Origin of the sequence: Weizmannia sp. FSL W8-1119 (assembly GCF_038008605.1) — a bacterium.
GTDB lineage: Bacteria > Bacillota > Bacilli > Bacillales > Bacillaceae_C > Weizmannia > Weizmannia coagulans.
The window spans coordinates 1,863,004-1,888,620 of sequence record NZ_JBBOZL010000001.1 but is presented as its reverse complement, the minus strand read 5'-3'; the positions used below and the strand labels follow the sequence as shown (position 1 = coordinate 1,888,620).

Here is a 25,617-nt window from a genome sequence, read left to right as displayed (position 1 = left end):
AATAGTCTTAGTTGATTTTCGATAATTGGTTTTTCTGGAAATATTGTACTCTGACAGAAACAGAGGTGGGATGATGTATCTTCTCACTGCGGCGTTTGCCGTGATTGGATTTTTATGCGTAATTGCCTTTTTTGTCTTTTTTTCTTTCGGATTTTCCAAAAAAGGCGTGGTTGTGCTGGCCGGCACCGCTTTTTTGCTGGCGCTTTTCGGCATTTTGGCGGGCAATGTGGTTCCGCTATGGGAGAGCTGTTTGATTGTTTTTTTGCTCGTGCTTTGTGTGGCTTATCTGTTCGAAAAAAAGCTGGCATTTTTGTTCGCTGGAAAGGATAACGATGCAGACGAATTTCCAGTATGGGATGAGCAAGAAAAGCTGGCGGTGATGCGGGAAAACCGGCCGGCAGCACTGGACTGGCCTGCCGCAAATGACGCGGTTCTCCCGGCTGAAAAAAGTGCTCCGGCTCCTGAAACGAAAGAGATTTTGCCGGGGGAAAACGGCCCGGGACCCGAAACAGAAAGTACCCTGCCAGAAGAAAAGGATGAACCGGAATGGGAAGAACTGGAGGATGCGGCCGGAAACGAAACGGGAACCGCTCTACCGGAAAACGAACAGGCGGCAGAACGCTCCGGGGAAGAAGAAATTGCGTTTCTTGAAAACCGCCTGGAAATGCTTGAAGAAACAAATGAAGAACATGCGGTTGATCAATTGCCTGAAATGTATGGAGTTGAAGAATGGGTTGCGGAAGCGGAGAGCCCGGACACCAACCCTCTAGACGTGGTAACCGCAAAAGAGGCGGATGACCAGAATTCCGAAGCTGTTGCAGGAACCGGGACGGGAACGCCATCCGGTTCTGAAAATGTTCCATATGTTGAACAAGAAGAGATCCCGCTCCTTTCTTTTGAAAAGGAAGCGGAAGCACCTGCTGCACTTTCCGGGAAAGGCATGCCTGCCGTGGATGAGCTGGAAGAAATCGATAGGATGCCTAACCAGGAAACCAGAAAGACGGAAAAATTCGGGAATCTTTCGGAGGCAGGCCACGGCCTCCAAGAAGAAAAAGGCACAGGTATGGACAACACAACTGCAAAAAAAAGAGGAGACGGCCGGAAACACTGCTGTTGAGGAAGCGCCGGCAGCAGCAGCCGTGCCAAACGGGACAACGCCTATTCAAAAGCAATTGCTTGGGGTGCTGCTTGAACAACTGTAAAAGAATTTTACGCGGATGAAAATACAGGCAAAATTTTAGGCATTGTTTTGCAAACAGGCGAGTCGGAAACGATCCTTTCTGCTGACTTTGTCATGACGTACGGAAAAGATATTGTCGTTGTGGAAGAGGAAGCACCCGGCCATTTTCTTGACGATCCTGAAGAACTGCTGAAAAAAGAAGAGAAAGAGGATCTTGAACAACCGGGCGAAGCGGGAATGGAAGCGCTCCGGGCTAAACAGGTGGAACTTTTAAAAGGAAAGAAAGCGTCAAAAGACATTTACGCGGGAAACGGAGAACGGGTTATCACGGCCGGAACGGTTTTGTCTGAAGAAGACATTAAGCGGGCGCAGGAGGCCGGGCCGGGTGTTCTTGTTGAATTGTCCATGCATGTTGATGAATGAAAGGCGGCGTTGAAGTGTGGGAAACAAGCGGTTTTTAAAAGTGTTTACAATCTTATTGATCAGCACAGCTTTTATATTCAGTTTCTCACATTTTGGGGCTTTGGCCATTGAGAACGGATTCGGCCATAAAGAAAAATATGCGCAGGGCACTGCAGCCGGGGGAATAGAGCTGTCCGGGCTGACTGAAGAGCAGGCCCGGCAAAAATTATCGGCTGCCGTGCAGAAATGGAAGGCATCCAATTCGGCAGAAATTGTCTATTTGTCAAAAACGGTGAAGCTTCCGGCTGGGCTGCTGCATTTTTCCGTAACAGAAAGTATGCTTCGGGTAAAAAACGGGCAGGCCTCGTCACTTGTTGTTACGCTTGACAATAACGGGCTTCGGAACCTGGTCTCAAAGTCTTTTCCAGACGTCAGCCCGGATGACGTGGATATTTCCCGGCTGGACAAGGCCATATGCCATGCCGCTGCCAGGCTTGAGACCACCAATCTTTCCTTTGATTTGTCCGGTTATGCCCTGGACGGGAGCGAAAAAGAAACGACAGTATCAAAAGGTTCCGTATCAAATGTTTCAATTGCGGAAGCAACGGAGCTCGAAAATTGGGCAAAGCAGTTTCCGGAAGTCAACATTCCTGCGCACGGGATGTTTTCCTTATTAAAAACAGCGGAAAAAACAGGCGCTTCTTTTTCAAATGAAGCACTCAGCATAGTCGCAACCGCAGTATACGGTGCGGTGCTGCCGACCAATTTTGAAATCATTGAACGCAATACGGGGAACGAACTACCGTATTATGCAGCGCTTGGAAAAGAAGCGAAAGTGGTGAAAGGAAAGCTGGATTTCTCTTTTGTCAACCCGAACCCAACCGCTTATCAGCTGAAATTTACGGTTCATAACGGTGTTTTTTCCGTTTCTGTGGCAGGCCGGCCTTTTCTCGAAAACTATAAAATGGTGCTGAAAGATAAAAAAACGATTCATCCCGAAACAACCGTGCAATTTCAAGCCGCTTTAAAAACGGATCAATCTGTTGTCGTGCAAGCTGGAAAAGCAGGTTATTATGCCAGGGTGTTCCGCAATATTTACAGCCGGAATCACGGCCTGCTGAAATCCGTGCTGTTGGCGGAAGATTTTTATCCGCCGGTGGCACAAAGGGTTGCAAAAGGCAATCCGGTGCAAACGGAAAACACGGATGGCTCATCGGAAACAGATAACGGTTCCGGTAATGAAACGGACACGCCAACAAGCGGCGGCAATTCAGAAAGCAGCGGAAAAAGTGCCGGCGCGGAGGCTGCGAAAAGCAGCGGAAAAAATGCCGATGCGGAAGCTTCAAAAAAGAACGGAAAAAGCAGCAGCACAAAAGCTGGAACTTCAAATGACAGCAAAGACAGCACCGGTACGCATGACGGCAAGGATAACGGGGCGGATAGCAAAAGCTGACATAAGAAAGGCCCGGGACATGACAGATAAAGCGGGGGAATTCAGATGAAACAAGTGCGAAAAAGGCTTGGCGATTTATTGGTGGATGCAGGGTTGATTACAGAAGAACAGCTGGAACAGGTGCTGAAGGAAAAAGCGGCGGGCCAAAAACTGGGCGATGCGCTTCTTCAGCGCGGGCTGATTACCGAGCAGCAGCTCATTGAAGCGCTCGAATTCCAGCTCGGCATCCCGCACATCAGCCTTTTCCGCTATCCTTTTGACCAGAGCATCATGAACCTTGTGCCGAAAGAAATGGCGAAACGAAATCTTCTTATTCCGCTCAAAAAAGACGGGGATAAACTGTTTGTCGCAATGGCGGACCCGATGGATTTTAATGCGATCGATGACTTGCGGCTATCGACCGGCTTCCACATTGAACCGGCGATTGCCTCGAAAGACGATATTTTGCGGGCGATCCATAAGTATTACGACCTCGATGACAATATGGAAGAATTGCTGGATGGCATTTTTGAAAAGGAAGAGGCGGCTGAAACCGGTCCGGGGGAAGAAGATTCGCCTGTCGTCCAGCTCGTCAACCAGATTTTGCAAAATGCCGTCCAAATGCGGGCGAGCGATATCCATCTGGACCCGCAGGAAACAAAGTTTATCGTCCGTTACCGTGTTGACGGGATTTTGCGGACGGAACGGGTGCTGCCGAAATCGATGCAAAGCGTGCTTGTGGCGCGCATTAAAATTATAGCAAATCTTGATATTACCGAACACCGCATCCCGCAGGACGGACGCATTAAAATTGACGTCGATTTCCATCCGGTTGATATCCGGGTATCAACGCTACCGACCGTATTCGGGGAAAAAATTGTGCTCCGGATTTTGGATCTGTCAACAGCCATCCATGATATCCACCAGCTCGATTTTAACAAGCTAAATCTCAAGCGTTTTACGCAGCTGATCCACCGCCCGAACGGCATCATTTTAATAACCGGGCCGACCGGTTCCGGGAAGTCATCGACTTTATATGCGGCCCTAAACCATCTCAATGATGAACAGGTGAATATCATTACGGTAGAAGACCCGGTAGAGTACCAGATTGAAGGCGTCAACCAAATTCAGGTCAACCCGGGGGTCGGCATGACGTTTAGCAAAGGGCTGCGGGCGATTTTGCGGCAGGACCCGAATATTATCATGGTCGGGGAAATCCGGGACAAGGAAACGGCTGAAATTGCCATCCGCGCTTCCCTCACCGGCCATCTCGTCTTAAGTACGCTGCATACCAATGATGCGCTCGGCACGATTACGAGATTAATAGACATGGGCGTTGAGCCGTTTCTCGTTGCCACCTCACTCAGCGGTGTCGTATCGCAGCGGCTCGTGCGCAAAGTATGCCGCGACTGTGCAGAAGAACAGGCGCCGACAAAACGGGAAATAGAAATTTTTAAAAAGCGCGGCATCAAAATTGAGAAAATCATCCGCGGCCGCGGATGCGGAAACTGCAACATGACCGGCTATAAAGGGCGGATGGCAGTCCAGGAACTGCTGGTGATCAATGAAAACATCCGGCGCGGGATTATGAACGGGGAACCTTTGTCCAAATTAAGGGAGTATGCAATCCAAAATAAAACGATTTTTCTGCTCGATGACGGATTACTAAAGGTAAAGCAGGGGATGACAACAACCGAAGAAGTGTTGCGCATCGCCCTGCCGGAGTAGGTGAAAAGAATGAAGGAAAAAATCGAGTACTTGCTTCGCTCGGCTTTCGAACTGAAAGCATCGGATCTTCACTTGTCCGTTGGCGTGCCGCCGGTTCTGCGTTTGAACGGCCGGCTGAAACGTTACGGGAAAGAAGTAATGACGCCGCAATTGACGGAAGGAATGGCAAAAGCGATCATTTCCGATACCATGTGGCCGGTTTTTCAGGAACGCGGGGAGCTTGATTTTTCTTACGGCATCCCGGGCGTATCCCGTTTCCGGATCAATGTGTACCGGCAGCGCAACTGCGTGTCCCTGGCGATCCGTGTCGTCCCGACTGCGATCCCGACAGTTGAAGAACTGCATCTTCCGCCTGTGTTGTATGCGTTCACGGAAAAACCGCATGGCTTAGTGCTGGTGACAGGCCCGACCGGAAGCGGGAAATCGACGACGCTTGCCGCCATGATCGACCATATGAACAAAACGCTGCACAAACATATCATTACGCTTGAAGACCCGATTGAGTATTTACATAAACACCAAAAATGCATCATTGACCAGCGCGAAGTCGGGTTTGACACGCAAAACTTTGCGAACGGCCTGCGCGCGGCACTCAGGCAGGACCCGGACGTGATTTTAGTCGGGGAAATGCGCGATCTCGAAACGATCCATACAGCGATTACGGCAGCGGAAACCGGGCACCTTGTCCTTGGCACGCTGCACACATCGGGCGCGCCGTCGACAATTGACCGGATCATTGACGTTTTTCCGCCGTCCCAGCAGGCGCAAATCCGCATCCAGCTGGCAAATGTTTTAGTTGGGATTATTTCGCAGCGCCTCTTTCCGACAGCCGACAACAAAGGGCGGAGGGCTGCCACGGAAGTGCTCGTCAACAACGCGGCCATTGCCAATCTGATCCGCAATGAAAAAGTTCACCAGATCGTGAATGTCCTGCAGACGAGCCGCGCACTCGGGATGCACACGCTTGAAACCGATGTGAAGGAATTGCTTGCAGTGGGCGCGATTTCCAAAGAAGCGGCAGAACCTTATTTACAGGAGATTGTCCAAAATGCCACGATTTAAGTACGAGGGAAGGACAAAAGCCGGGAAGAAAAACGGCGTCGTCACGGCCGAATCGAAACGGGAGGCGCTGGTCAAGCTGCGCGGGCAGGGCGTCCGCGTGCTCCAAATCAACGAGCTGCCGGAAACGTTAATGACGATGGAAATCACCCTCGGCGGCAGGGTGAAACTGCAGGATTTTGTCATTTTCCTCCGCCAGTTTTCAACACTGCTGAAAGCCGGCGTAACCGTCGTCGATTCCACAAACATACTCGCCAGCCAGACGAGCAGCAAAACATTAAAGAAAACGCTTTTGGCCGTCGAGGAAGATTTGCGCAGCGGGATTCCGCTTTCCCAGGCGGCCGCAAAACATAAAAAAGTGTTCTCCCCGATGTTCATTAACATGGTTTACGCCGGTGAAGCGGGCGGCAATCTTGACGGCACATTGGAAAGGCTCGCAACCTACTACGAAAAGCAGCACCGCACAAGGCAAAAGGTAAGGTCGGCGCTGACGTATCCGGCTTTTGTCGGGGTGATGGCGATTGTTGTTGTCATTTTTATGCTCGTGAAAATCGTCCCGACCTTTGTGTCGATGCTCAAAAACTATAACGCCAGCCTGCCTGCGGTTACACGCCTTGTCTTGTCGGCAAGCGGGTTTATGCAGCATTATTGGTGGCTTGTCGTGCTGATTTTGATCGGGGTGTACGTGCTGCTGGTCGTTTTGCGCAAAAACAAAACGAGCAAATTTTATTTGGACTATGCGTTGCTCAAATTCCCGATTTTCGGCAAGCTCGTCCAAAAATCGATCATTGCCCGGATGACGCGGACATTGAGCTCGCTGTTTTCCAGTTCCGTGCCGATTTTACAGGCATTGTCGATTGTGGAGGCAATCGTCGAAAACGAAGTGATGACAAAAGTGCTCCGCCAGGCCCGCGATGCGCTGGAAAAAGGGCAGTCGATGACAGAACCGATGCGGCGCCACTGGGTCTTTCCGCCGCTTGTCACGCAGATGATTGCGATCGGCGAGGAAACCGGTGCGCTGGACGCCATGCTTGGCAAAGTCGCTGACTTTTACGAAGCCGAAGTCGAAGCCGCCACCGACCAGATCAAAGCGCTGATTGAGCCGTTTATGATCGTTGTCCTCGCAGCCGTTGTCGGCACGATCATTGCCGCCATCATGATCCCGATGTTCGAAATTTATAATAATGTTCAATAAATTGGCCAAAAAAGGTAGGATTATGCAACATGATCATGTATAATATAGGAAAAAAGTTCTATGACAATAGGAGGAGAAACAATGTTGCACAAGAAAAGAAAGTTATTGAAAAATCAAAAGGGCCTTACGCTGATTGAACTGCTGGCGGTTATTGTCATTTTGGGCATTATTGCCGCGATTGCGATCCCAGCGATTGGGAATGTCATCAAGAATTCGAGATTTAATGCGATTAAGTCAGACGCTATACAAGTGATTAGTGCAGCAAAGCTCTATGTTTCTGACAATGGTGTAAAGTCTCCGCTTAGCTATAACGACTTGAAACCTTATATTGATGATCAAGATTCAAAATTGAAGACTTCAGATAATGCCAACCATCCGTTTTCAGTTTCTGTTTCAACAAATAACAGTGATGGTAAGACTGTATATAAATTTACAGGTTATGGTGAAGACGGTGATGTTAAAATTAAATTTAATGACGCTGATTTGAAAACCATTAATACAGCAAAGAGAAGTGACATTAATCCTGATAAAGATGGTGTTTATACTATTGGACAATGAAACAATATTAATTATTTTCATTTCACTCAAGGCCTGCCCTCTGTGCCAGGCCTTGGTTACTGGTTTTTAAGATTTCTAGTTAAGGAGCCATCATGATGCCACGCTCATTTTTTCCTTCATCAAAAAAAACCGGAAATTTCATTATTAAAGACCATGTCATCCGTTTTCTCGAATTGAGGCAGGCCGATCCGCCTGTTGTTTCAAAAATGGGCGAGCGGTATTTGCCGGAAGGGCTGGTCCGCGGCGGGAAAATCATCGATGCCGAGACGCTTGCGATGATCGCCGAAGAGTGCCTTGGCGACTGGGGGGTAAAGGGGAAACACCCGGTCCGATTTGCTGTGCCCGACAATTTTGTCGTCGTGCGCCAAATTGCTGTTCCGGATGAGATTGCCATGGATGAAATGGAAGGTTATATTACCCTTGAGCTCGGTTCCACCATTCATTTGCCGTTTGACGATCCTGTATTTGACTTTGCGCTCCTTGGTGCATCGAATCAAGAAAAGCAGGTGTTGTTATTTGCTGCGCCCCGGGATGTCGTCGAAGATTATGCCGATTTTTTTAACGGTATCCGCCTGAGCCCGGTTGCTGCCGATATTTCCCCGTTATGCGCCTATCGGTCTTTTTATCATTTGAATACGTTGAATGCGATGGACCACCTGCTCCTACTCCAGTTTGATTTGTCCATGGCCACTGCAACCATTTTCCATCGGCATTTCCCGCTGCTTACCAGGGAGATTGAAGTCGATATTCCGCTTTCCAAATGGGAGACGGAGACCAATGCTTTTGGCGAAAAAAAGTACCGCTGGCCGGAGGGCGACCCGCTGCTCCGCTACCAGACGGAAAATATCGATAAAGAGCTGGACAGAATCATGAATTATTACCAGTTTTCGATCCGGAAAGGGCAGGATGCAGTCAATCAAATTTTGCTGAACGGCGATTATCCGTATTTGCCTGGGGTTGCGGAGAATCTTGCGGAGCAGTTTGGCCTTCCGGTCACGATGATTGTAACGGAAAAAGTATCTTCCGCAACCGGGCAGCCGTTTCCCGCCCGCTTTGCGCCTGTTTTGGGCCTTGCACTGAAAGAGGTGAAATAAATGCTCGTTGAGATTAACCTGCTGCCGAAAAAAGAACCGAAAAATATCGCATTGCTCTTTTGGGCCGGGATACTGGCCGGTGCATCCGCCATCTTTCTCATCGTCTTCTTTATTGCGCTCCATCAGACAAAACAGGACCTTGCTGCTGTCAATCAGCAAATCAAACAGACGGAAGCGCTCCAGGCCGCTGAACAGGCAGCACAAAAAAGCAATGCGGACATACAGGATTTCAAAAAGCTTTCGTCCGCCGTTAAATGGGCAAGCGATACGCAGGTCAAGACGGTGCCGGTATTGGACAAGCTTACCAAACTTTTGCCGCAATACGGCTATATCACGGACTTTTCCTGCGGCAGCACAGGCGCGAATGTGACCGTCCAGTTTGATTCTTCTGATGAAGCGGTTTACTTTTTAAAACGGCTGAATGACAGCCAGTACTTCAGCGGCGCTGTCCTGGACAACATCAAAATGAATACGGAAACGGCCGGTGCTTCGTCAAGCGGCACATCCGGCGCTGCAACCGGCTCAGCTGCAGGAACGGGCACAACATCCGGCACTTCCAAAACGGCAAGCAGCACATCTTCCGGATCAGATGCATCCAAAACGACCGGCGAATCTTCTTCGGGAACGTCTAAAACCGGTTCCTCTTCCTCATTTGCTGTGTCCAGAACGACCGGTGAAACAAAGGGGGCCGCCCCGGCGGCAGCGGGTGGCACAGCCGGCGCGGACAATGTGGCAACCGGGGAAGCGGAAGGCGTCACGGTTTATGAAGCGACATATACGATCCAGCTCAATCAAGCCGCGCTCAATGCCGCCGGCAAAAGGGAGGAACAGCAATGAACCTCCGTTTAAACCGGAAGCAGCTTTTTATCATTCTTGCCCTCTTTGCCGTTTGCCTTGCCGGTGCAGCCGGTTTGTACTGGTTTGTGCTGGCGCCGGCCAAGTCCGGGCTGGCCGGGCAAAAAGCCGCGTTGAAATCGGAACAGCAGGTGCTATCCAGCCTGCAGTCAAAAAAACAGCAAAGCCCGGAACTGCAGCTTGGCAATGTCGTCAGCCTGATGCGGAAAATCCCGGCAAAACCGCTTGCGGAACAAGTGCTGCTTCAGTTCAGGATGGCAGAGGCCCTTTCCGGCAGCCGGATTACGGAAACAGACGCCCAGCAGGACTCCGCCGGTACGTCCGGGAGCGAGGAGGCTACACAAAGCACAACGAGCGGCACTTCATCCGGCACACAGCAAAAAACAGACGTGCTGCCTGCCGGTGTCAAAAAACTGTCGTATACTTTAAAAGTGGAGTCAGACAGCTACAAGAGCATGAAAACATTTTTACAGACGATTGAAAACTTGCCGCGCATTACGGTGATCGAAAGCCTCAATTTCAGTCCGGGGGAAGGAGCGCCTGGATCGAGTGGATTGCAGTACACCGTCACGGTTTCCACTTTTTATTACCCGGCGTTAAGCCGGTATTCGGACTATTTGCCGGAAATCGACGTGCCGGCAGCAGGACATAAAAGTGACCCGGTCGCAATAAAGGGGCAATAAGCTTTCGGCATGTTCATCCTTGCCATTACATATGCTTAATATCGCCCGTTGCTTGCCGGTAGCGAACCAAGAAAATACCATATGCTGAAAGATCAGAGGGATCAAACATGCATGGATTATGGACTGCTTATTTTGCGGCACTGGGGATGGTTTTCGGCTCGTTTTATAATGTCATCGGGCTGCGTGTGCCGAATCATGAATCGATTATCCGTCCCGGGTCGCATTGCCCGAAGTGCGGGCACTCGTTAAGCTGGAATGAAAATATACCGGTATTGTCTTTTCTTATTTTACGGGGCAGATGCAGAAGCTGCCGCGCGCCGATCTCCCCGATTTATCCGGTGTTTGAGGCGCTGACCGGGGGCTTGTTTGCCTGTTCCTTTTACCGGTTCGGTTGGAGCCTTGAATTTTTGCTTGCCATTTTGTTCATTTCGCTGCTTGTCATCATTACCGTTTCCGATTTGGCGTATATGCTTATTCCTGATAAAGTGCTGTTTCCTTTTGCAGCCGCCATTGCCGCCGTCCGGCTTTTTCACCCGGCATCGCCGTGGTGGTCCGCCTGGCTCGGGGCGGTTTTCGGCTTTTGCCTCCTCTATCTCATTGCCTTTTTCACAAAAGGCGCGATGGGCGGCGGGGACATTAAATTGTTTTTTGTGATCGGGCTTGTGCTCGGCATAGAGAAAACTTTTCTGGCCTTTTTTCTGGCCTGCCTCTTTGGCGCGCTTTACGGCGTCGGTTTGATGGCTGCCGGCAAATTTAAAAAACGAAAACCGGTGCCGTTTGGGCCGTTTATCGCCATCGGTGCGCTTACCGCCTATTTTTTCGGAAACAGCCTTATCGGGATGTATTTGCGTTTCTCCGGGCTCGGATAAAATTTGCATAAAATGCCGGAAATCGGCGAATGGTTTTTGGACAAGGCGACAAAAGTCTTGTTCTTTTTTTTGCCGGTTATGGTAGCATGAAGCAAATCGGGCAGGAGAGGTGAAAGCATTGGACAAGGCGAAAAAAAAGGCGAAAATTACAGTCAAAGTGGGCGGAAAAAAGGAGCAGCCGGAAGACAGCGTAAAAGTCCATGACTGGAAAGCGGCCGAGGAAACGGCTGCCGCACAGGAAGACAGCGCAAAAGAAGAGGAGTCATTTGAATGGGTGCTGCCCGAACTCGATGCGGATCAGATTGAAGAATTCCGGCCGATCCATTATACACCCGCGCCCAAAAAGAAAAGCATCTTCCCGAAAAAAACGGCGGCGAATAGGGCCGCGCCGGCGATTTTGTTTTCTGTCGTGTCCGCAGTGGTGTTTGGGGCGCTGCTCGGGTTTGTTGTATTAAAATTTATTGCGTACGGAGATCATCAAACAAAACTCCCGAATCAGCAGGCTGAAGGCGCTGCAACGGGCGCAGCACAGCAAGAGGCCAGGCTTCCGGCGCTAAGCATCGGCATCATCCAGGCAGGGGTGTTCAGCACGGAAGGCGCCGCCTCTAAAGTGTCGCGCGAACTCGCCTCAAAAAAGGTCCCGTCGATGCAGCTTTCGATGGACGGGCAGCGCTATATTTTTGCAGGTGTGGCCGACAGCCCTGGCACGGCCAAAAAAATGGAAAGTGCCTGGAAAGACAAAGGCGTCGAACTGTATGCAAAAGAAATCAGTTTTTCCAGCAAAAAGGTCCAAACGACGACAAAGGATGAGCAAATTTTTGCCCGGGAAACGGTTCCGCTTTTTCAAAAACTGGCAAAAGAAACGGCCGCCGCTGTCCAGAACGGAGAGGTTTCACCGGACGGCATGAAGACAGTCGGAACAGCAGCCGGCAACGTCAAAAAGCTGGCAAAAGTCAGGCAGGAAACGCTCGGCCGGCTGAAAAAATACGAAATGGCCGCGTATGAATCGCTCGCGGCTTATCAAAAAAGCGGCAACCGGCAGGATTTAACGGATGCCGAACAAAACCTGCTGGACTACGTAAAGGTCTACAGCGGGCATTGAAACCAAATGTGGGCTTCCGGCTGAAAAGCTGCGGTGCCACGAATGCCCGCATGGCACTATTTTTTTGTCTGAAAAGGTTGAATTTGCAGTTGTTACACGGCCCGTTTTTTGGTACGATACAATTGTATCTCCCATACAAAAGCCCATTGGTTTGATTCCCCCGCCTCCAGCTTTAGAAAAGTCCTACGGTGTGATGTCAAGGGTTAAAAACAAGTGAATTGGAAATTTTGTTGGCTCTATGTCATAAAAATGGCAATACTGAACTAAGCCTCCAGATAATTGGAATAATCTGGAAGTTTTCAAGTTCAGGCTATCGATGATGGTTACCTGGTTACCTCATCGCGTCACCTTCTTTTTCGGCGCATAAATTTGATCGTTGCGGAGCAGCGCATCGATCAGGCGCACCAGTTTTCTTGCCGTTAAGACGAGGGCGCGTTTGTGTGAGTGCTTATGCACCTCACGATATTTCTTTTGGTAAAAGGCGCGGTACTCAGGTTCGTGTCGCCGGACCAGATTGGCAGCCTCAACCAGGTAATACCGGAGATAACGATTGCCTGTACGCGCAAGCATTTTGTCATCAGCCTCAAAATCACCCGATTGGTGGCGGGGCCAGAACAATCCGGCAAATTTTGCGATCGCGGCTTGGTCGTCAAAGCGCTCAATGTCGCCGATTTCAGCGAGAATCCCAGCACAGCTCACCGGGCCTATTCCCGGAATGGTCTGGAGGGTATTCGGGATTCCATCAAGAACGCGGGCAATCGCCTTATCCAAATCCTTGATTTGGCGTTTAAGATGCCGGATGATCTCAATAGAACTGCCCAGGACCAAGTCAATCGAATCCTCCACACATTTAGAAAGCCGGTAAGAGGACCGGGCAGCTTTTTGGATGGATGCGGCCAAATCCTCGGGATCGCTAAAGCGGCCATGGCCTTTGGTCTGGAGATACATCGCTAAGTCCTCCAGAGGCATTTGGGCAATTTCATCGAGGCTATAGGCCTCAAGCAAAAATTCCGTTATGGCATGGCCGAAGACCGATGTATCCACTTCAAGGTTAAAGGCACTGAATTTGAAAAACAGATGATTCAAAAATACCTGTTGTTCCCGGGTTAAACTTTGAATCAGGTGATAGCGCATCCGTGTTAACCGTTGAAGGGCAAGGTATTGTTCTGACTGAATCACGGATTTCGGCAATCTCCCGAAACGCAAGCGGTCCGCAATTACCCAGGCATCTTTGGGATCGGTCTTGTCCATCTCGGCATAAGCCTTTTTGAAATTTCTCACCAGCTTCGGATTCAGGGTAAACACCTTTGTACGACGCTGTTTCAGCTCGGGATCTTCATGGAAAAACATTGCCGGGTGCCAACTATACACAGATGTGGCCTCCATGGCGATCTGGATGGTGTCATCCGCCTCCGCATGTTGGAGGATGGTGTCTCTTAACTCAGAGGCACCGGGAAGATTGTTTGTCACCGTTTGGGTGGCCAACGTTTCCCCCATTCCATCCATCAGGCAGGCATCGAGGTTTTTGGAGCTCACGTCAATACCGACAAATAAGGGCATATGATTTCCTCCTCTCTGTATTGGGATCGATGGAATCGGACGCTTCGGGATATCCCCAGATGGCTTGCCGATCTGTCAGCCTCGCGTATGAGAACTCATCCGGGCCGTGGGCTGCCTGGAACTGCTCATTTCCAGCACGGAGATCCGGAGGAACGGCCTACGGGTTAGACGTTCAAGCAAGAACCTGGGGATGCAGACTTTTCGAGTAGTCAGGCTACAAGGAGGGGAAGCATTGACCCAAACGATCCTAAGACCATTATCCGGGAACATCGCGAAGCGTCCAAGTCCGAACTTGTATTCCGGGCTCGCCCGGAATACAAAATCTTATATTCACTTGTCAATGAGCAGCAGAATGAACTGGAAATTGACATCCACTTTGGATTTAAACTTATTATACGAGGAGGAATTCATTTGGAAAAAATGCTGATCAAAGATTTTCCTGCAGAAGACCGCCCGCGTGAACGGCTGATCCGCACAGGAGCGGAGAGCCTCTCCAATCAGGAACTGCTTGCCATTTTACTCCGTACCGGCACGAAAGATGAATCGGTGCTCGAGCTTGCCAACAGGCTGATCCGCCATTTTGAAGGCTTGCGGTTTTTAAAAGATGCTTCCCTTGAGGAAATGACAGCCATCAAAGGCATCGGCACAGCAAAAGCGGTCCAGATTCTGGCCGCCATTGAACTCGGCAGAAGGATCGCCAATTTGCAGCACGATACGCGTTATGTGATCCGCACGCCGCAGGACGGGGCCAATTATGTCATGAATGATATGCGCTTTTTGTCCCAGGAACATTTTGTCTGCCTGTATTTAAATATTAAAAACCAGGTGATCCACCGGCAGACGATTTTCATCGGAAGCTTAAATGCCTCGATCGTCCATCCCCGCGAAGTGTTCAAAGAAGCGCTGAGGCGTTCAGCTGCTTCCATTATTTGTTTCCATAACCATCCATCCGGGGACCCTTCTCCTTCCAAAGAAGATATCGAAGTTACCAAACGGCTTGCCAAATGTGGTAAAATAATGGGGATTGAGATTCTTGACCATTTGATCATCGGTGAGAAAAAATTTGTGAGCCTGAGAGAAAAAGGGTATTTGTAAGGCTTTGAATTTTTTTATGGTTACGATATAATAAATCGTATGATTTTTACGGTCGGCACTGCGCCGGAAAGCCTGAATCCGGATGCATTTTCAAAGCGGCATCCATAAATAAGCAAAAGTATGGCACCAACTGGTGATGAAAATTTATCGTGAAGAAAGGGAGATACATCCATGTTCGGAAGTAAAGACCTGGGGATTGATCTTGGGACAGCCAATACATTGGTTTTTATAAAAGGGAAAGGAATTGTCGTGCGGGAACCTTCCGTTGTGGCTATCCAGACGGATACGAAACAAATTGTCGCAGTCGGGGATGCCGCGAAAAAAATGATCGGCAGGACGCCGGGAAACATCGTGGCGACGCGGCCGATGAAAGACGGCGTGATTGCGGATTATGAAACGACGGCTGCGATGATGAAGTATTATATTCAGCAGGCCACAAATAAAAAAGGCTTTTTTTCAAAAAATCCGTATGTCATGGTCTGCGTTCCGTCCGGCATCACGGCGGTGGAAGAGCGCGCGGTGATTGATGCAACCCGCCAGGCCGGGGCAAGGGATGCTTTTACGATTGAAGAGCCTTTTGCAGCAGCGATCGGCGCCGGGCTGCCTGTCTGGGAGCCGACCGGAAGCATGGTTGTCGATATCGGCGGCGGCACAACGGAAGTGGCGATTATTTCGCTGGGCGGGATTGTGACAAGCCAGTCGATCCGGGTGGCCGGGGATGAAATGGATGAAGCGATCATCAGTTATATCCGCAAAAATTATAATCTTTTAATCGGGGACCGGACCGCAGAACAAATTAAAATGGAAATTGGTTCAGCAGGCGAGCCGGAGGGGATCGAACCGATGGATATCAGGGGCCGGGATTTGCTGACCGGTTTGCCGAAGACGATCACGATTTCCGCGGATGAGGTGGCCGATGCGCTGCACGACACGGTGTATGCCATTGTCGATGCGGTCAAATACACGCTTGAACAGACACCGCCTGAACTGGCAGCTGATATTATGGACCGCGGCATCGTCCTGACAGGTGGGGGTGCCCTGTTGCGCAACCTCGACCATGTCATCAGCAAAGAAACCGAAATGCCGGTGCTCATTGCCGAAAACCCGCTCGACTGCGTAGCAATCGGAACAGGCGGCGCGCTCGAAAATATTGAACTGTTTAAAAACAAAGCAAAAGATTCTAAATAAGAAGAATGCCAGTGTCCTGTTAACTCATTCTCCTGCCGGCTTTCCTGGCGGGAGAATGGTTTTCAATCCGGGAATGGCCGGAACAAAGTGTTATGGGAGTGGATTTTATGCCACAGTTTTTTTTGAATAAACGATTGATCGTCCTTTTAATCAGTGTTATCCTGCTTGTCGCCATGATCGGGTTTTCCATCAGGGAACGCGACCGGATTTCAAAACCGGAACAGTTTGTGCGCGATATCGTCGGGCTCGGCCAGTCCGTCATTGCCAAACCTGCCAATGCCCTTGCCGGTTTTTTTGACAATATCGAGGACTTAAAAAATACATATACCGAAAACAAAAAACTGAAATCCCATTTGGAACAGCTGACAAGCCTGGAAGCGCAAAATCACGAACTAAAAAAAGAAAATGAAAATTTGAGATCTATTATAAAGGAAAAAAACAGTCTCGGAGATTCAGAGTCCATTCAGGCCCAGGTCATTGCACGCAACCCGGATAATTGGTACGAGCAAGTGGTGATTGATAAAGGCGAAGTCAACGGCGTTGCCAAAAACATGGCCGTCGTCACTTCAGGCGGTTTCCTCGGAAAAGTCACGCAGGTCGACAAATTTTATTCAACCGTCGAACTTTTGAGCTCGCCTGATGAAACGAACCGCGTATCCGCCAAAGTGCAAAATGCCAAAAAAGATGCTTACGGATTAATCGAAGGGTACGACAAAAAAACCAAAATGCTGCTTTTGAAACAGCTTGATTTTAATATCAAAGTCAAAAAAGGCGATCATGTCGTGACATCCGGTTTAAGCGGCATGTTTCCGAGCGGGCTTCTGATTGGTGACATCGAAAAAGTGACCCCGGATGAAAACGGGCTGACGCAAACCGCTTATGTCAAGCCGGCAGCCAATTTTTATGATGTCCGCGAAGTGCTCGTCATCAACCGGAAAACACAAAAATTCAACGCGGGCGGCACGGGAGGAGGGCAGTGATGAAACGTATCGTGCTCCCTCTGATTTTAAGCCTGTGCTATATTGCTGAAAGTTTATTTGCCCAATTTTTTGCGTCCCGTTCTTTTGGCGGAAAATTTACCATCGTTCCCCATTTTCTGCTCGTGATGCTGATTTTAATGGGGATGCACTACCGCAAAAGGCTCTCCATCATTTATGCTTTTGTATTCGGCATGCTGTTTGATGCTTTTTACACGGGCATTTTGGGCATTTATCTGTTTTTCTATCCGCTTGCGGTTTACCTGACAGAAAAAATGGACAGGATCCTCCAATCCAATATTTTTACCGGCACGCTTGTGGCAGTCTTAAACATGGCGATTGTCGAATTTTTGGTCTATGGCATCAATGCTTTAATTAATCCGCAGGTGATGGGATTTGACGATTTTCTCTTGTTCAGGCTTTGGCCGACTTTGATCTTAAACGCCGCTTTTTTTATTTTGGCATGGTATCCGATGGGAAATTTTTTAAAGCGGCGCGCAAGGGAAGAAGAAAAGGAATAACCGGCGGGGAGAAAATCTGTTAAAATGGGAAAGAAGGATTTCCTGCCTTTTTGTCGAATTATCCGGACAAGGGGGAGTGGAAAAAGCAAAGGGGTTTGCGGGCCGAAAAACCGGCAGGAACCGCACGCACGGAGGCTTGAAATCCCGTGTGCCGGGCCGAAAAACGCCGTCTGAAAGCCATTTCGGATGGATGCCGTTTCATTTATCAGCCGTTGAGGTGAGCAGTTTGAAATGAAAAAAACGCAAAATGTAACCATAAAAGGCACGAAAGACGGAATTGTGCTGCATTTAAACGACCAATGCTCCTTTCAAGCTTTAAAGGCGGAGTTAGAGCAAAAATTACTGGCCCAGGCTGCCGATGAGGAAGAGAACAGCCCGATTCTTGCCGTCAAAATTCAGCTTGGCAACCGTTATTTGACGCCCGGTCAGGAAGAGGAGATCAAAAGCCTTGTGCGTTCCCGGCGCAACCTTGTTGTCGATGAAATCACAAGCAATGTCATCACAAAAGAAGCGGCTGCGCGCGAAAAAGCGGAAAATGAAATTGTGCCTGTCACCACCATCGTCCGGTCCGGGCAGGTGTTAAAGGCGGAAGGCGATCTTTTGCTTATCGGCAATGTCAATCCGGGTGGTACCGTGATTGCAAACGGCAATATTTTTATCATGGGAAACCTCCGCGGCATTGCGCATGCCGGCTACAGCGGGAGAAGGGACGCCGTTGTTGTCGCTTCCAATATGGTTCCATCCCAAATCCGGATTGCCGATTGCCTGAACCGGGCCCCTGATGATTACGGGGAAGAGGGCCGGCATGAGATGGAATGTGCTTACATAGATGAATCGGACCATATTATCATTGATAAATTGCAAGTTTTGAAATATTTGCGGCCGAATATGACAAGATTAAAAGGAGGGTTCTCATATGGGTGAAGCGATTGTCATCACATCCGGAAAAGGCGGCGTCGGCAAAACGACGACATCGGCAAACCTCGGGACAGCGCTCGCGCTTCTCGGAAAGAAAGTCTGCCTTGTCGATACAGACATCGGGCTCCGTAATCTTGATGTCCTGCTGGGGCTTGAAAACCGGATTATCTACGATCTGGTCGATGTCGTAGAAGGCCGCTGTAAAATCCACCAGGCAATCGTAAAGGACAAGCGTTTCGATGACAAGCTCTTTTTGCTGCCGGCTGCCCAGACAAGCGACAAATCCGCCGTCACGCCGGAACAAATGAAACAATTGATCCACGGGTTAAAACAGGATTACGATTATATTCTGATTGACTGCCCGGCCGGCATTGAGCAGGGATATAAAAATGCAGTGGCGGGTGCTGACCAGGCGATTGTTGTGACAACGCCGGAAATCTCGGCGGTAAGGGATGCCGACCGGATCATCGGGCTTTTGGAAAAGGAAGAACATATCGAGCCACCGAAACTGATCATCAACCGGATCCGGAGCCATATGATGAAAAGCGGGGACATGCTGGACATCGATGAAGTGACAAACCATTTATCGATCGATTTGATCGGGATTGTAGCCGATGATGAAGAAGTGATCCGCGCCTCGAACCAGGGCGAACCGATTGCGCTAAATCCGACGAACCGCGCATCCCTTGCCTACCGGAATATTGCCCGCCGGATTTTGGGGGAAACGGTGCCTTTAATGCCGCTTGAAGACCAGAAACCCGGCATGTTTGCGCGTTTAAAAAAATTATTTAGTTCGAAATCTTCTTAATGGTAGAGCCGTTTCTGAACGTTTTTCCAAACGATCAGGGCGGCTTGTTTTGTTCCCGGTTCTAACCGCTTTGGACAGGTCATACATTGGTAATAAACGAATGCCTGTACAGAAGGGGTGAATCGATTGGGAAACCGCGCCGATGAAATCCGGAGGCAAATGGCGAAGCGGAGAAAAACGATGAAACAGGCTTATAACGGCAAAGAAACGGTCTATGCGAGCCTGATTAAGGATGAAGGCACACATGTATATGAACCGCCGGGCAAAACGCCGCATCCGCTTTTTAAAAAAGAAACGGTGCTATTTAAAATTCTGGCTTCTGCCTGCCTTGTCCTCGCTGTGGCAATTCTGTTTAAATCGGAACGTCCGGAATTTGACAAGCCGAAAGCCGCCGTCAAACAGGTAATGGTGTCCGAATTTCAATTTGCAAAAGCAGCCGCCTGGTATGAAAAAAAGTTTGGCAAGCCGGTCGTGCTCTTTCCGGAAAAATCGTCAAAAACGGAAACCGCTGCTTCCAATGAAGATCCGCAATATGCGATGCCGGTATCGGGAAAAGTTCTGACCAGTTTTACTGCCGATGGAAGAGGGGTTACGATTGAAACAAAGCCGGGCGCAAGCGTAAAAGCGATGAGCGGCGGGACGGTCATTTTTGCCGGGAAAAAGCCGAAACTGGGCAATACCGTCATTATCCAGCATGCCGATTCAACGGAAACATGGTACGCAAACCTCAGCAAAATTGATGTGGGCCAGTATGACAGCCTCAAGACGGGCGAAAAGGTCGGCACGGCGCGAAGCAGCGGGGAAAAAGGGGAATTTTATTTTGCGCTTAAAAAAGACGGCGGTTTTATCGACCCGATCCAGGTGATTAAATTTGAATGAGCGGTTTTGGCTTCTGAAAAAAATCAAAATCCATCCCCTTTTCTGGGTCGTGGCCGCCATTGCTGCTGTTACCGCCCGTTTCCAGGATCTCATCCTGCTGTTTGCGATCATTTTCATCCACGAAATGGGGCACGCGGTTGCGGCGCAATATTTTTCATGGCGGGTTAAAAGAATTGCCATTTTGCCGTTCGGCGGCGTCGCTGAAACGGAGGAACACGGAAACCGCCCGCTGAAAGAAGAACTGATCGTGACACTCGCAGGCCCCCTCCAGCATATTTGGATCGCTGTTTTCGCGCACGTGTTGTTCCGTTTCGATGTCTTGCCCGGGCAGATGTATACGCAAATCGGGGAGTGGAACCGGGCCATTCTTTTTTTTAATTTGCTCCCGATTTGGCCGCTTGACGGCGGGAAACTGCTGAATATGGCGTTTTCCACGGTCTATCCTTTTTTGCGCGCATTTAGGATGACGATTTGTTGTTCGTTTATCGCGCTGTTCCTTTTTCATGCGGCCGCCCTGTTGAATGCGCCGGCAAATTTGAACGTCTGGGCGATCGTCGTTTATTTATATGTCGCACTTTGGAAAGAATGGAAACAGCTTTACTTTGTTTTTATCCGTTTCCTGCTTGAACGGTATTACGGAAAAAGGGAACCGCTCCGCCATCTGGAAACGATCGAAGTGGATGCGGGCGCATACTTGTATGAAGTGCTTGAAAGCTTTAAACGCGGGCGCAAACATCCGCTCATTGTCCTTAAAAACGGGGTGGAAGTCGGGAAACTCGATGAAAATGAACTCCTTCACGCCTTTTTTTCCGAGAAGCAAACCAATGCGAAAGTAAGCGATATTCTGTATAATTATTGATGGCAATCGCAATAGAAGCGGCTGAAAGCGAAGACAGTGTGGTGGAATTTTTGGACAGGTCAATCATCATCAATGTGAAAACAAGGGAAAAACGGTATGCGGTCATGGAAAACGGCGAAGTATCCGCCATCCGCATCCGGCAGCCGGGCGGCGCGGCAAAAGTCGGGAATATTTATCTCGGTAAGGTGGCGGACGTCAAACCCGGCATCAATGCCGCGTTTATCGATATCGGCGGGGGCCGGCACGGTTACTTGCATATCAGCCGGCTTCCCGCTTTTGTGCACGGCAAAAATCCAAATGCCGCGATTTCCGCTTATCTTTCGCCCGGGCAGACGGTCATGGTCCAGGTGAAAAAAGATGAAACAGGGCAAAAAGGGCCGCTTCTGACCGGCATCATTGAGCTTTCGGGGGAACAGATTGTGTATCTGCCGGAAGGAAAGTACACGGCTGTTTCCAAAAAAGCGGATGATGCGGACCGGAACAAGTGGCGGGCCAGGGCCCGCAAAGCGCTTGAACCGCAGGAAGGGATTATTGTCCGGACCGCGGCCATCCATGCCGGCGGGGACGGGTGGCTCGATGAACTAAAATCCCTCAGGCTTCGGTACAAAAGCCTGCTCGAAAAGGCGGCACAACTGAAAGCGCCGGCTGTTCTGCACGAAAAAAGCACGGTGGAAGCGGAAATTTTCCGCGAACTTGCCCGTTTAAAAAGCGGCATGGTGATTGCGGACGATGCGGAGGCGCTTGCCCGCCTGAAAGCATTGCTTGCGGGCCGGCCGGAACTGGACTGGTCGTTTGAGCTCTATAGCGGAAAACAGAATATTTTTACCCGCTACCGTATCGACCGGGCGCTTGAGGATGCGTTGAAAAGAGTGGTCTGGCTTGAAAACGGCGCCTATCTTGTCATCGACGAAGCAGAAGCGCTCACCATCATCGATGTGAATACCGGAAAATATACGGGCGCAACGGACCAGGCCGAGACGGTGTTGAAAACGAATCTGCTTGCGGCGAAAGAAATCGGCCGCCAGCTGAAACTGCGCGATTACGGCGGCATCATTCTCGTTGATTTTATCGATATGCAGCGCGATGAACAGCGCGCGCAAGTGAGGGCGGCGCTAGAAAAAGAGCTGGAAAACGACGAGAAGCAAACTCGTATCACCGGTTTTACGGAGCTCGGCATTTTGCAAATGACGCGCAAGAAAACGCGCAAATCGCTCCCCGAGGCACTGCTTTCCGTTTGCCCGGTCTGCGGGGGCAGCGGCAAAATCGAAAGCCCCGAGACGCTTGCTTTCCGCCTCGAACGCGAGCTGTGGGAAGCGCCGCACGCGGATTACGAAGCCGTTTTGATTGAATGCACGCAAGATGTGAAAGATTGTTTTTGCGGGGAAACGGGGGTACACTTAAAGCGGCTGGAAAACCTGCTCGGCATGAGACTGTTTTTTCACATCTCCCGCGATGCGCATCCGTTTTATGCCATCCGGCAGTTCGGGCCCCTGTCCGCGCTTGCCGCAAAAGGCAAAGATCCCAATTGACAAAGGAAAAAGTGTGTGTTACCATCAGTATGTTATGTTTGTAGCGCCCTGTGCTACAACCGCTCAGGAACAGGCTTTCCAAGTTTTTACGCTTCGTAAAACGCCTGTCTTTGGCGAGTCTGAGTCTTAAGGAGGTGCAGTGATGTACGCAATTATTGAAACCGGCGGGAAACAAATCAAAGTAGAAGAAGGCCAGGCTGTATACATTGAAAAATTGGATGCAGCAGAAGGCGAATCTGTTACATTTGACCGCGTTCTTTTTGTCGGCGGCGAATCGGTAAAAGTTGGCAGCCCTGTTGTTGAAGGCGCTACGGTTACGGGTAAAGTGGAAAAACACGGCCGTGCGAAAAAAATCGTTGTGTTCAAATATAAAGCGAAGAAAAATTACCATAAAAAACAAGGCCACCGTCAGCCGTACACAAAAGTGGTCATTGAAAAAATCAATGCGTAAGGTGCACGCGGCATGATCCGGGTCCGCATCAAACGCAAAAAGAATGGGAACATCTCGTCTTTTGAAATGAGCGGCCATGCCGAATTTGCCGGATACGGCCAGGACATTGTCTGTGCCGGCGCTTCCGCTGTTTCTTTCGGGACGGTGAACGCCATTATGGAAGTGGCGGGGGTTGAACCTGAAATCCGCCAGTCCGAAAGCGGCCTTTTGGAATGCAAAATCCCTGCGCAGCTGCCGGAAGAACAGGCGGCAAAAGTGCAGATTCTGCTTGAAGGCATGGTTGTATCCCTCGAGACGATAGAACGGGAATACGGCGAATTTATCCATATAACCTTTGAATAGGAGGTGAGCATCATGTTGAAATTAGATCTTCAGTTTTTCGCTTCCAAAAAAGGGGTCGGCTCCACGAAAAACGGCCGTGACTCGATCGCAAAACGCCTCGGCGCAAAACGTGCGGACGGGCAGTTCGTAACAGGCGGCTCGATCCTTTACCGCCAGCGCGGGACGAAAGTCTTTCCGGGCGAAAACGTCGGTCGCGGGGGCGACGACACTTTGTTTGCGAAAGTTGACGGCGTTGTGCGTTTTGAACGCCTCGGCCGCGACAAGAAAAAAGTGAGCGTATATCCGGTGGCACAAGAAGCCTGACCCATAAAGCCCCGGGCTGCGATATTCGCGGCCCGGGGCTTTTGCATTTTCCGGCAGTACAAACGCCGCGTCTGTACCGAAAAACGTACAAAAACCGCGCTGCCGCACCCGCCTGGCGAGTGCGCTATCCATTCGTATGTGTAAAATTTTACTCGAAGGGGCAGATGAGTGGAAAAAAATGGGAAGACGCTCTATCATCTAATTGTACACTTCAAGATGAACATCTAGAGAGAGAGGTCTTCCCATGGATATTATATCAATAATTGCTGGATTATTAAAGGATACAAAGAGTCTTATCGAATTTGAAGAACAGCTTAAACTTCTGATGCAGAAGGCTTTTACACAATGGGTTGGGGAAATATTTGAAGAGTTAGATAAAACAATTAAACAGGAGAAGTTAGAGGAGGGCTGGGTGTACTGCCGGAGTGATAACAGAAACATTCAGTTTCTATTTGGAAGTGTGACCTTTAAACGCTCATTAATGCATGACAAGAGAGGAAATTCCCATTATCCTCTGGATGAATGGTTAGGGCTGGTACCACACCAACGATACAGCCCGTTAGTGGAATTAAAGGTGGCAGAGTTGGCAAGTGAGAACACCTATCGGGAAGTAGCTGATATTTTAAAAGAGTGGACAGCAGTGAGTCTTAGTCACACAACTGTAGGGAACATGGTAAAACACGTAGGGAAAACTCAGGCGGAAGCCGATAAGGCACTTGTAGAAGAGCTAGAAATAGCTGTTTCCCTGCCTGAGGGGAAGAAGGTAGACTACCTGTTTTCTGAAGCAGATGGTGTATTCGTTCGGGGACTAAAAAAGAAACAGAGTATGGAAGTCCACCACGCCATTCTCTATGAGGGATGGCAAACCAATGGTAAAAGGGTCTCCCTGCGTCAGCCCACAGTCATCATGACAACGGAAGCCATCCAGACATTTTGGGATGAAGTCCAAGCCACAGCTGCCAACACCTACTCCCTCGAAAAAACGCATGTCATTACAAACAGTGATGGAGGTGCGGGATACACAGCTGAACGGTTTCAAACAGCTTTCTCACAGTCGGAATTTCCGGTGCTCAACCAGCTGGATACCTACCACGTTGCACAAGCCATCATAAGGACATTTGGGGGCGGAAAGAGCGAGATCAAGGAGCAAATTAGAAAAGCGATTAGAACGCATGACCTGGACCAATTCACGTTATATTTGGATACGCACGAAAGCACCTTGACGGATAAAAAGGCTCTCAAGAAAATCAAGGAATTCCGTTCGTATATCTTGAAAAACTGGGACCGCATTTTTGACTGGAGAGACAGGGTGAAAAACGTGCCGGAAGGTGCGAGAGGCCTAGGAGCGATGGAATCGAATCAAAGGCATATCTCCTTCAGGATGAAAAAAAGGGGCATGCATTGGAGTGAACTTGGCGCAGAAGCCATGGTGAAAATCAAACAAGGCATACTCAATGGGACATTGAGAGAAGTCTATCTGAAACACCGTTCAAGAAGCGAGAGAAAGCAACGGAACTTGAAACAATTAATCAGGATGTCTCAACTACTCAAGCAGCCTGTACGCCCGTCAGTGGGCGTAAAGCACGGATCAGTTGCCCTGCATTCAAGCAGTTCATCGGCAATGGGACATTTAAGCAAAATATTAGAGCTTTCGTTTTAAGCTTGGCTCAGTGGGGACTGATCGTTGAGGCGCGCGAAATTTACGAGACTCCTGCGGGAAAAGCGAGCCAGGAGAGACCCCGCAGCGAGGTACGAGCGAGGAGGCTCGCCGGCCGCCCGCGGAAAGCGAGTGAATTTCGCGCGCCTCAACATCCCCGTTATCCATCTTTATACGGAAATATTACATCTTTTCCGAAAATTACACCGAGCAAGTAAAGCACGGTAGCCGAAAGTGTACAAAAAGAGTGTCTTGGAATACCCGATATTTAAACCTTGTCGAGAAAAACTTGACACATACGTGCTCGCAGAAGCATGACCTGTTTGTAAAACAAGTGCTGGTAAAATTAATGCAATTGCCAAGACCAAGTAAA

Annotated in this window: 26 protein-coding genes and 1 other annotated feature; of the genes, 25 read left to right on the top strand and 1 reads right to left on the bottom strand. The window is 49.6% G+C overall.

The features are described from left to right. The first annotated feature begins 73 nt into the window (after positions 1 to 73). The 12 genes from NSQ19_RS09310 (at position 74) to NSQ19_RS09255 (ending at position 12,157) form a co-directional block, all read left to right on the top strand. Complete coding sequence (locus tag NSQ19_RS09310; protein ID WP_340702754.1) at positions 74 to 1,117, top strand: hypothetical protein; 1,044 nt, start codon at positions 74 to 76, stop codon at positions 1,115 to 1,117. A gap of 132 nt (positions 1,118 to 1,249) precedes the next feature. Further along, positions 1,250 to 1,603 carry a hypothetical protein gene (locus NSQ19_RS09305; RefSeq protein ID WP_340702753.1) on the top strand — a complete coding sequence of 118 codons (354 nt, stop codon included), beginning with the start codon at positions 1,250 to 1,252 and terminating at the stop codon, positions 1,601 to 1,603. 16 nt (positions 1,604 to 1,619) lie between these two features. After that, entirely contained in the window at positions 1,620 to 3,035 is a 1,416-nt protein-coding gene (locus NSQ19_RS09300) for a VanW family protein (RefSeq protein ID WP_340702752.1), read from the top strand. Positions 3,036 to 3,080: 45 nt separating this feature from the next. Continuing rightward, positions 3,081 to 4,742: a GspE/PulE family protein gene (locus NSQ19_RS09295; RefSeq protein ID WP_340702751.1), complete on the top strand. Its 1,662-nt coding sequence runs from the start codon at positions 3,081 to 3,083 to the stop codon at positions 4,740 to 4,742. A gap of 9 nt (positions 4,743 to 4,751) precedes the next feature. Next, a complete protein-coding gene (locus NSQ19_RS09290; protein WP_340702750.1) occupies positions 4,752 to 5,804 on the top strand; it encodes a type IV pilus twitching motility protein PilT in 1,053 nt (350 codons plus the stop codon). After that, positions 5,791 to 6,996 carry a type II secretion system F family protein gene (locus tag NSQ19_RS09285; RefSeq protein ID WP_340702749.1) on the top strand — a complete coding sequence of 402 codons (1,206 nt, stop codon included), beginning with the start codon at positions 5,791 to 5,793 and terminating at the stop codon, positions 6,994 to 6,996. The genes NSQ19_RS09290 and NSQ19_RS09285 overlap by 14 nt, the downstream gene beginning before the upstream one ends. Positions 6,997 to 7,077: 81 nt before the next feature. Further along, on the top strand, positions 7,078 to 7,554 hold the full coding sequence (locus NSQ19_RS09280; protein ID WP_340702748.1) for a prepilin-type N-terminal cleavage/methylation domain-containing protein: 477 nt from the start codon (positions 7,078 to 7,080) through the stop codon (positions 7,552 to 7,554). A 95-nt stretch (positions 7,555 to 7,649) separates the two neighbouring features. Continuing rightward, entirely contained in the window at positions 7,650 to 8,648 is a 999-nt protein-coding gene (pilM, locus tag NSQ19_RS09275) for a type IV pilus biogenesis protein PilM (RefSeq protein ID WP_340702747.1), read from the top strand. After that, positions 8,649 to 9,485: a PilN domain-containing protein gene (locus NSQ19_RS09270; RefSeq protein WP_340702746.1), complete on the top strand. Its 837-nt coding sequence runs from the start codon at positions 8,649 to 8,651 to the stop codon at positions 9,483 to 9,485. It begins immediately after the preceding gene. Beyond that, complete coding sequence (gene pilO, locus NSQ19_RS09265) at positions 9,482 to 10,186, top strand: type 4a pilus biogenesis protein PilO (RefSeq protein ID WP_013859815.1); 705 nt, start codon at positions 9,482 to 9,484, stop codon at positions 10,184 to 10,186. Before NSQ19_RS09270 ends, pilO begins: the two co-directional genes overlap by 4 nt. A gap of 107 nt (positions 10,187 to 10,293) precedes the next feature. Then, positions 10,294 to 11,055, top strand: coding sequence for a prepilin peptidase (locus tag NSQ19_RS09260; RefSeq protein ID WP_013859814.1), 762 nt, complete (start codon positions 10,294 to 10,296; stop codon positions 11,053 to 11,055). Positions 11,056 to 11,164: 109 nt separating this feature from the next. After that, positions 11,165 to 12,157: a hypothetical protein gene (locus tag NSQ19_RS09255; RefSeq protein WP_340702745.1), complete on the top strand. Its 993-nt coding sequence runs from the start codon at positions 11,165 to 11,167 to the stop codon at positions 12,155 to 12,157. A 336-nt stretch (positions 12,158 to 12,493) separates the two neighbouring features. Here the strand turns inward: NSQ19_RS09255 and NSQ19_RS09250 are convergent, their stop codons facing one another. Then, positions 12,494 to 13,717: an IS110 family transposase gene (locus tag NSQ19_RS09250; RefSeq protein ID WP_237349286.1), complete on the bottom strand. Its 1,224-nt coding sequence runs from the start codon at positions 13,715 to 13,717 to the stop codon at positions 12,494 to 12,496. A 411-nt stretch (positions 13,718 to 14,128) separates the two neighbouring features. Between NSQ19_RS09250 and radC the strand changes: the two genes are divergently transcribed. The 13 genes from radC to NSQ19_RS09185 all read left to right on the top strand — a co-directional run bounded on the left by radC (position 14,129) and on the right by NSQ19_RS09185 (position 25,247). Further along, entirely contained in the window at positions 14,129 to 14,812 is a 684-nt protein-coding gene (gene radC / locus NSQ19_RS09245) for a RadC family protein (RefSeq protein ID WP_081105548.1), read from the top strand. 171 nt (positions 14,813 to 14,983) lie between these two features. Next, complete coding sequence (locus tag NSQ19_RS09240; protein ID WP_029141928.1) at positions 14,984 to 16,000, top strand: rod shape-determining protein; 1,017 nt, start codon at positions 14,984 to 14,986, stop codon at positions 15,998 to 16,000. 107 nt (positions 16,001 to 16,107) lie between these two features. Continuing rightward, on the top strand, positions 16,108 to 16,980 hold the full coding sequence (gene mreC / locus NSQ19_RS09235; RefSeq protein WP_029141929.1) for a rod shape-determining protein MreC: 873 nt from the start codon (positions 16,108 to 16,110) through the stop codon (positions 16,978 to 16,980). Beyond that, positions 16,980 to 17,498: a rod shape-determining protein MreD gene (gene mreD, locus NSQ19_RS09230; protein ID WP_237348262.1), complete on the top strand. Its 519-nt coding sequence runs from the start codon at positions 16,980 to 16,982 to the stop codon at positions 17,496 to 17,498. Before mreC ends, mreD begins: the two co-directional genes overlap by 1 nt. Before the next feature lie 231 nt (positions 17,499 to 17,729). Beyond that, the gene (gene minC, locus NSQ19_RS09225) at positions 17,730 to 18,422 is read left to right on the top strand and encodes a septum site-determining protein MinC (RefSeq protein ID WP_017552667.1); all 693 of its coding nucleotides are present in this window, start codon (positions 17,730 to 17,732) and stop codon (positions 18,420 to 18,422) included. Beyond that, positions 18,415 to 19,224, top strand: coding sequence for a septum site-determining protein MinD (minD, locus tag NSQ19_RS09220; RefSeq protein ID WP_019720858.1), 810 nt, complete (start codon positions 18,415 to 18,417; stop codon positions 19,222 to 19,224). The genes minC and minD overlap by 8 nt, the downstream gene beginning before the upstream one ends. 126 nt (positions 19,225 to 19,350) lie before the next feature. Beyond that, positions 19,351 to 20,103, top strand: a complete 753-nt coding sequence (locus tag NSQ19_RS09215) for a M23 family metallopeptidase (protein ID WP_019720857.1) — start codon at positions 19,351 to 19,353, stop codon at positions 20,101 to 20,103. Further along, positions 20,096 to 20,962, top strand: coding sequence for a M50 family metallopeptidase (locus tag NSQ19_RS09210; RefSeq protein ID WP_340702744.1), 867 nt, complete (start codon positions 20,096 to 20,098; stop codon positions 20,960 to 20,962). The genes NSQ19_RS09215 and NSQ19_RS09210 overlap by 8 nt, the downstream gene beginning before the upstream one ends. Continuing rightward, complete coding sequence (locus tag NSQ19_RS09205) at positions 20,962 to 22,491, top strand: Rne/Rng family ribonuclease (RefSeq protein WP_340702743.1); 1,530 nt, start codon at positions 20,962 to 20,964, stop codon at positions 22,489 to 22,491. Before NSQ19_RS09210 ends, NSQ19_RS09205 begins: the two co-directional genes overlap by 1 nt. 47 nt (positions 22,492 to 22,538) lie before the next feature. Further along, positions 22,539 to 22,622, top strand: a sequence feature (ribosomal protein L21 leader region). Positions 22,623 to 22,633: 11 nt separating this feature from the next. Next, positions 22,634 to 22,942 carry a 50S ribosomal protein L21 gene (rplU, locus tag NSQ19_RS09200; RefSeq protein ID WP_013859803.1) on the top strand — a complete coding sequence of 103 codons (309 nt, stop codon included), beginning with the start codon at positions 22,634 to 22,636 and terminating at the stop codon, positions 22,940 to 22,942. A 12-nt stretch (positions 22,943 to 22,954) separates the two neighbouring features. Beyond that, the gene (locus NSQ19_RS09195) at positions 22,955 to 23,284 is read left to right on the top strand and encodes a ribosomal-processing cysteine protease Prp (RefSeq protein ID WP_013859802.1); all 330 of its coding nucleotides are present in this window, start codon (positions 22,955 to 22,957) and stop codon (positions 23,282 to 23,284) included. 12 nt (positions 23,285 to 23,296) lie between these two features. Continuing rightward, the gene (rpmA, locus tag NSQ19_RS09190) at positions 23,297 to 23,587 is read left to right on the top strand and encodes a 50S ribosomal protein L27 (protein WP_013859801.1); all 291 of its coding nucleotides are present in this window, start codon (positions 23,297 to 23,299) and stop codon (positions 23,585 to 23,587) included. A 244-nt stretch (positions 23,588 to 23,831) separates the two neighbouring features. Then, the gene (locus NSQ19_RS09185) at positions 23,832 to 25,247 is read left to right on the top strand and encodes an ISLre2-like element ISBco6 family transposase (RefSeq protein WP_308928167.1); all 1,416 of its coding nucleotides are present in this window, start codon (positions 23,832 to 23,834) and stop codon (positions 25,245 to 25,247) included. Positions 25,248 to 25,617: the final 370 nt, after the last annotated feature.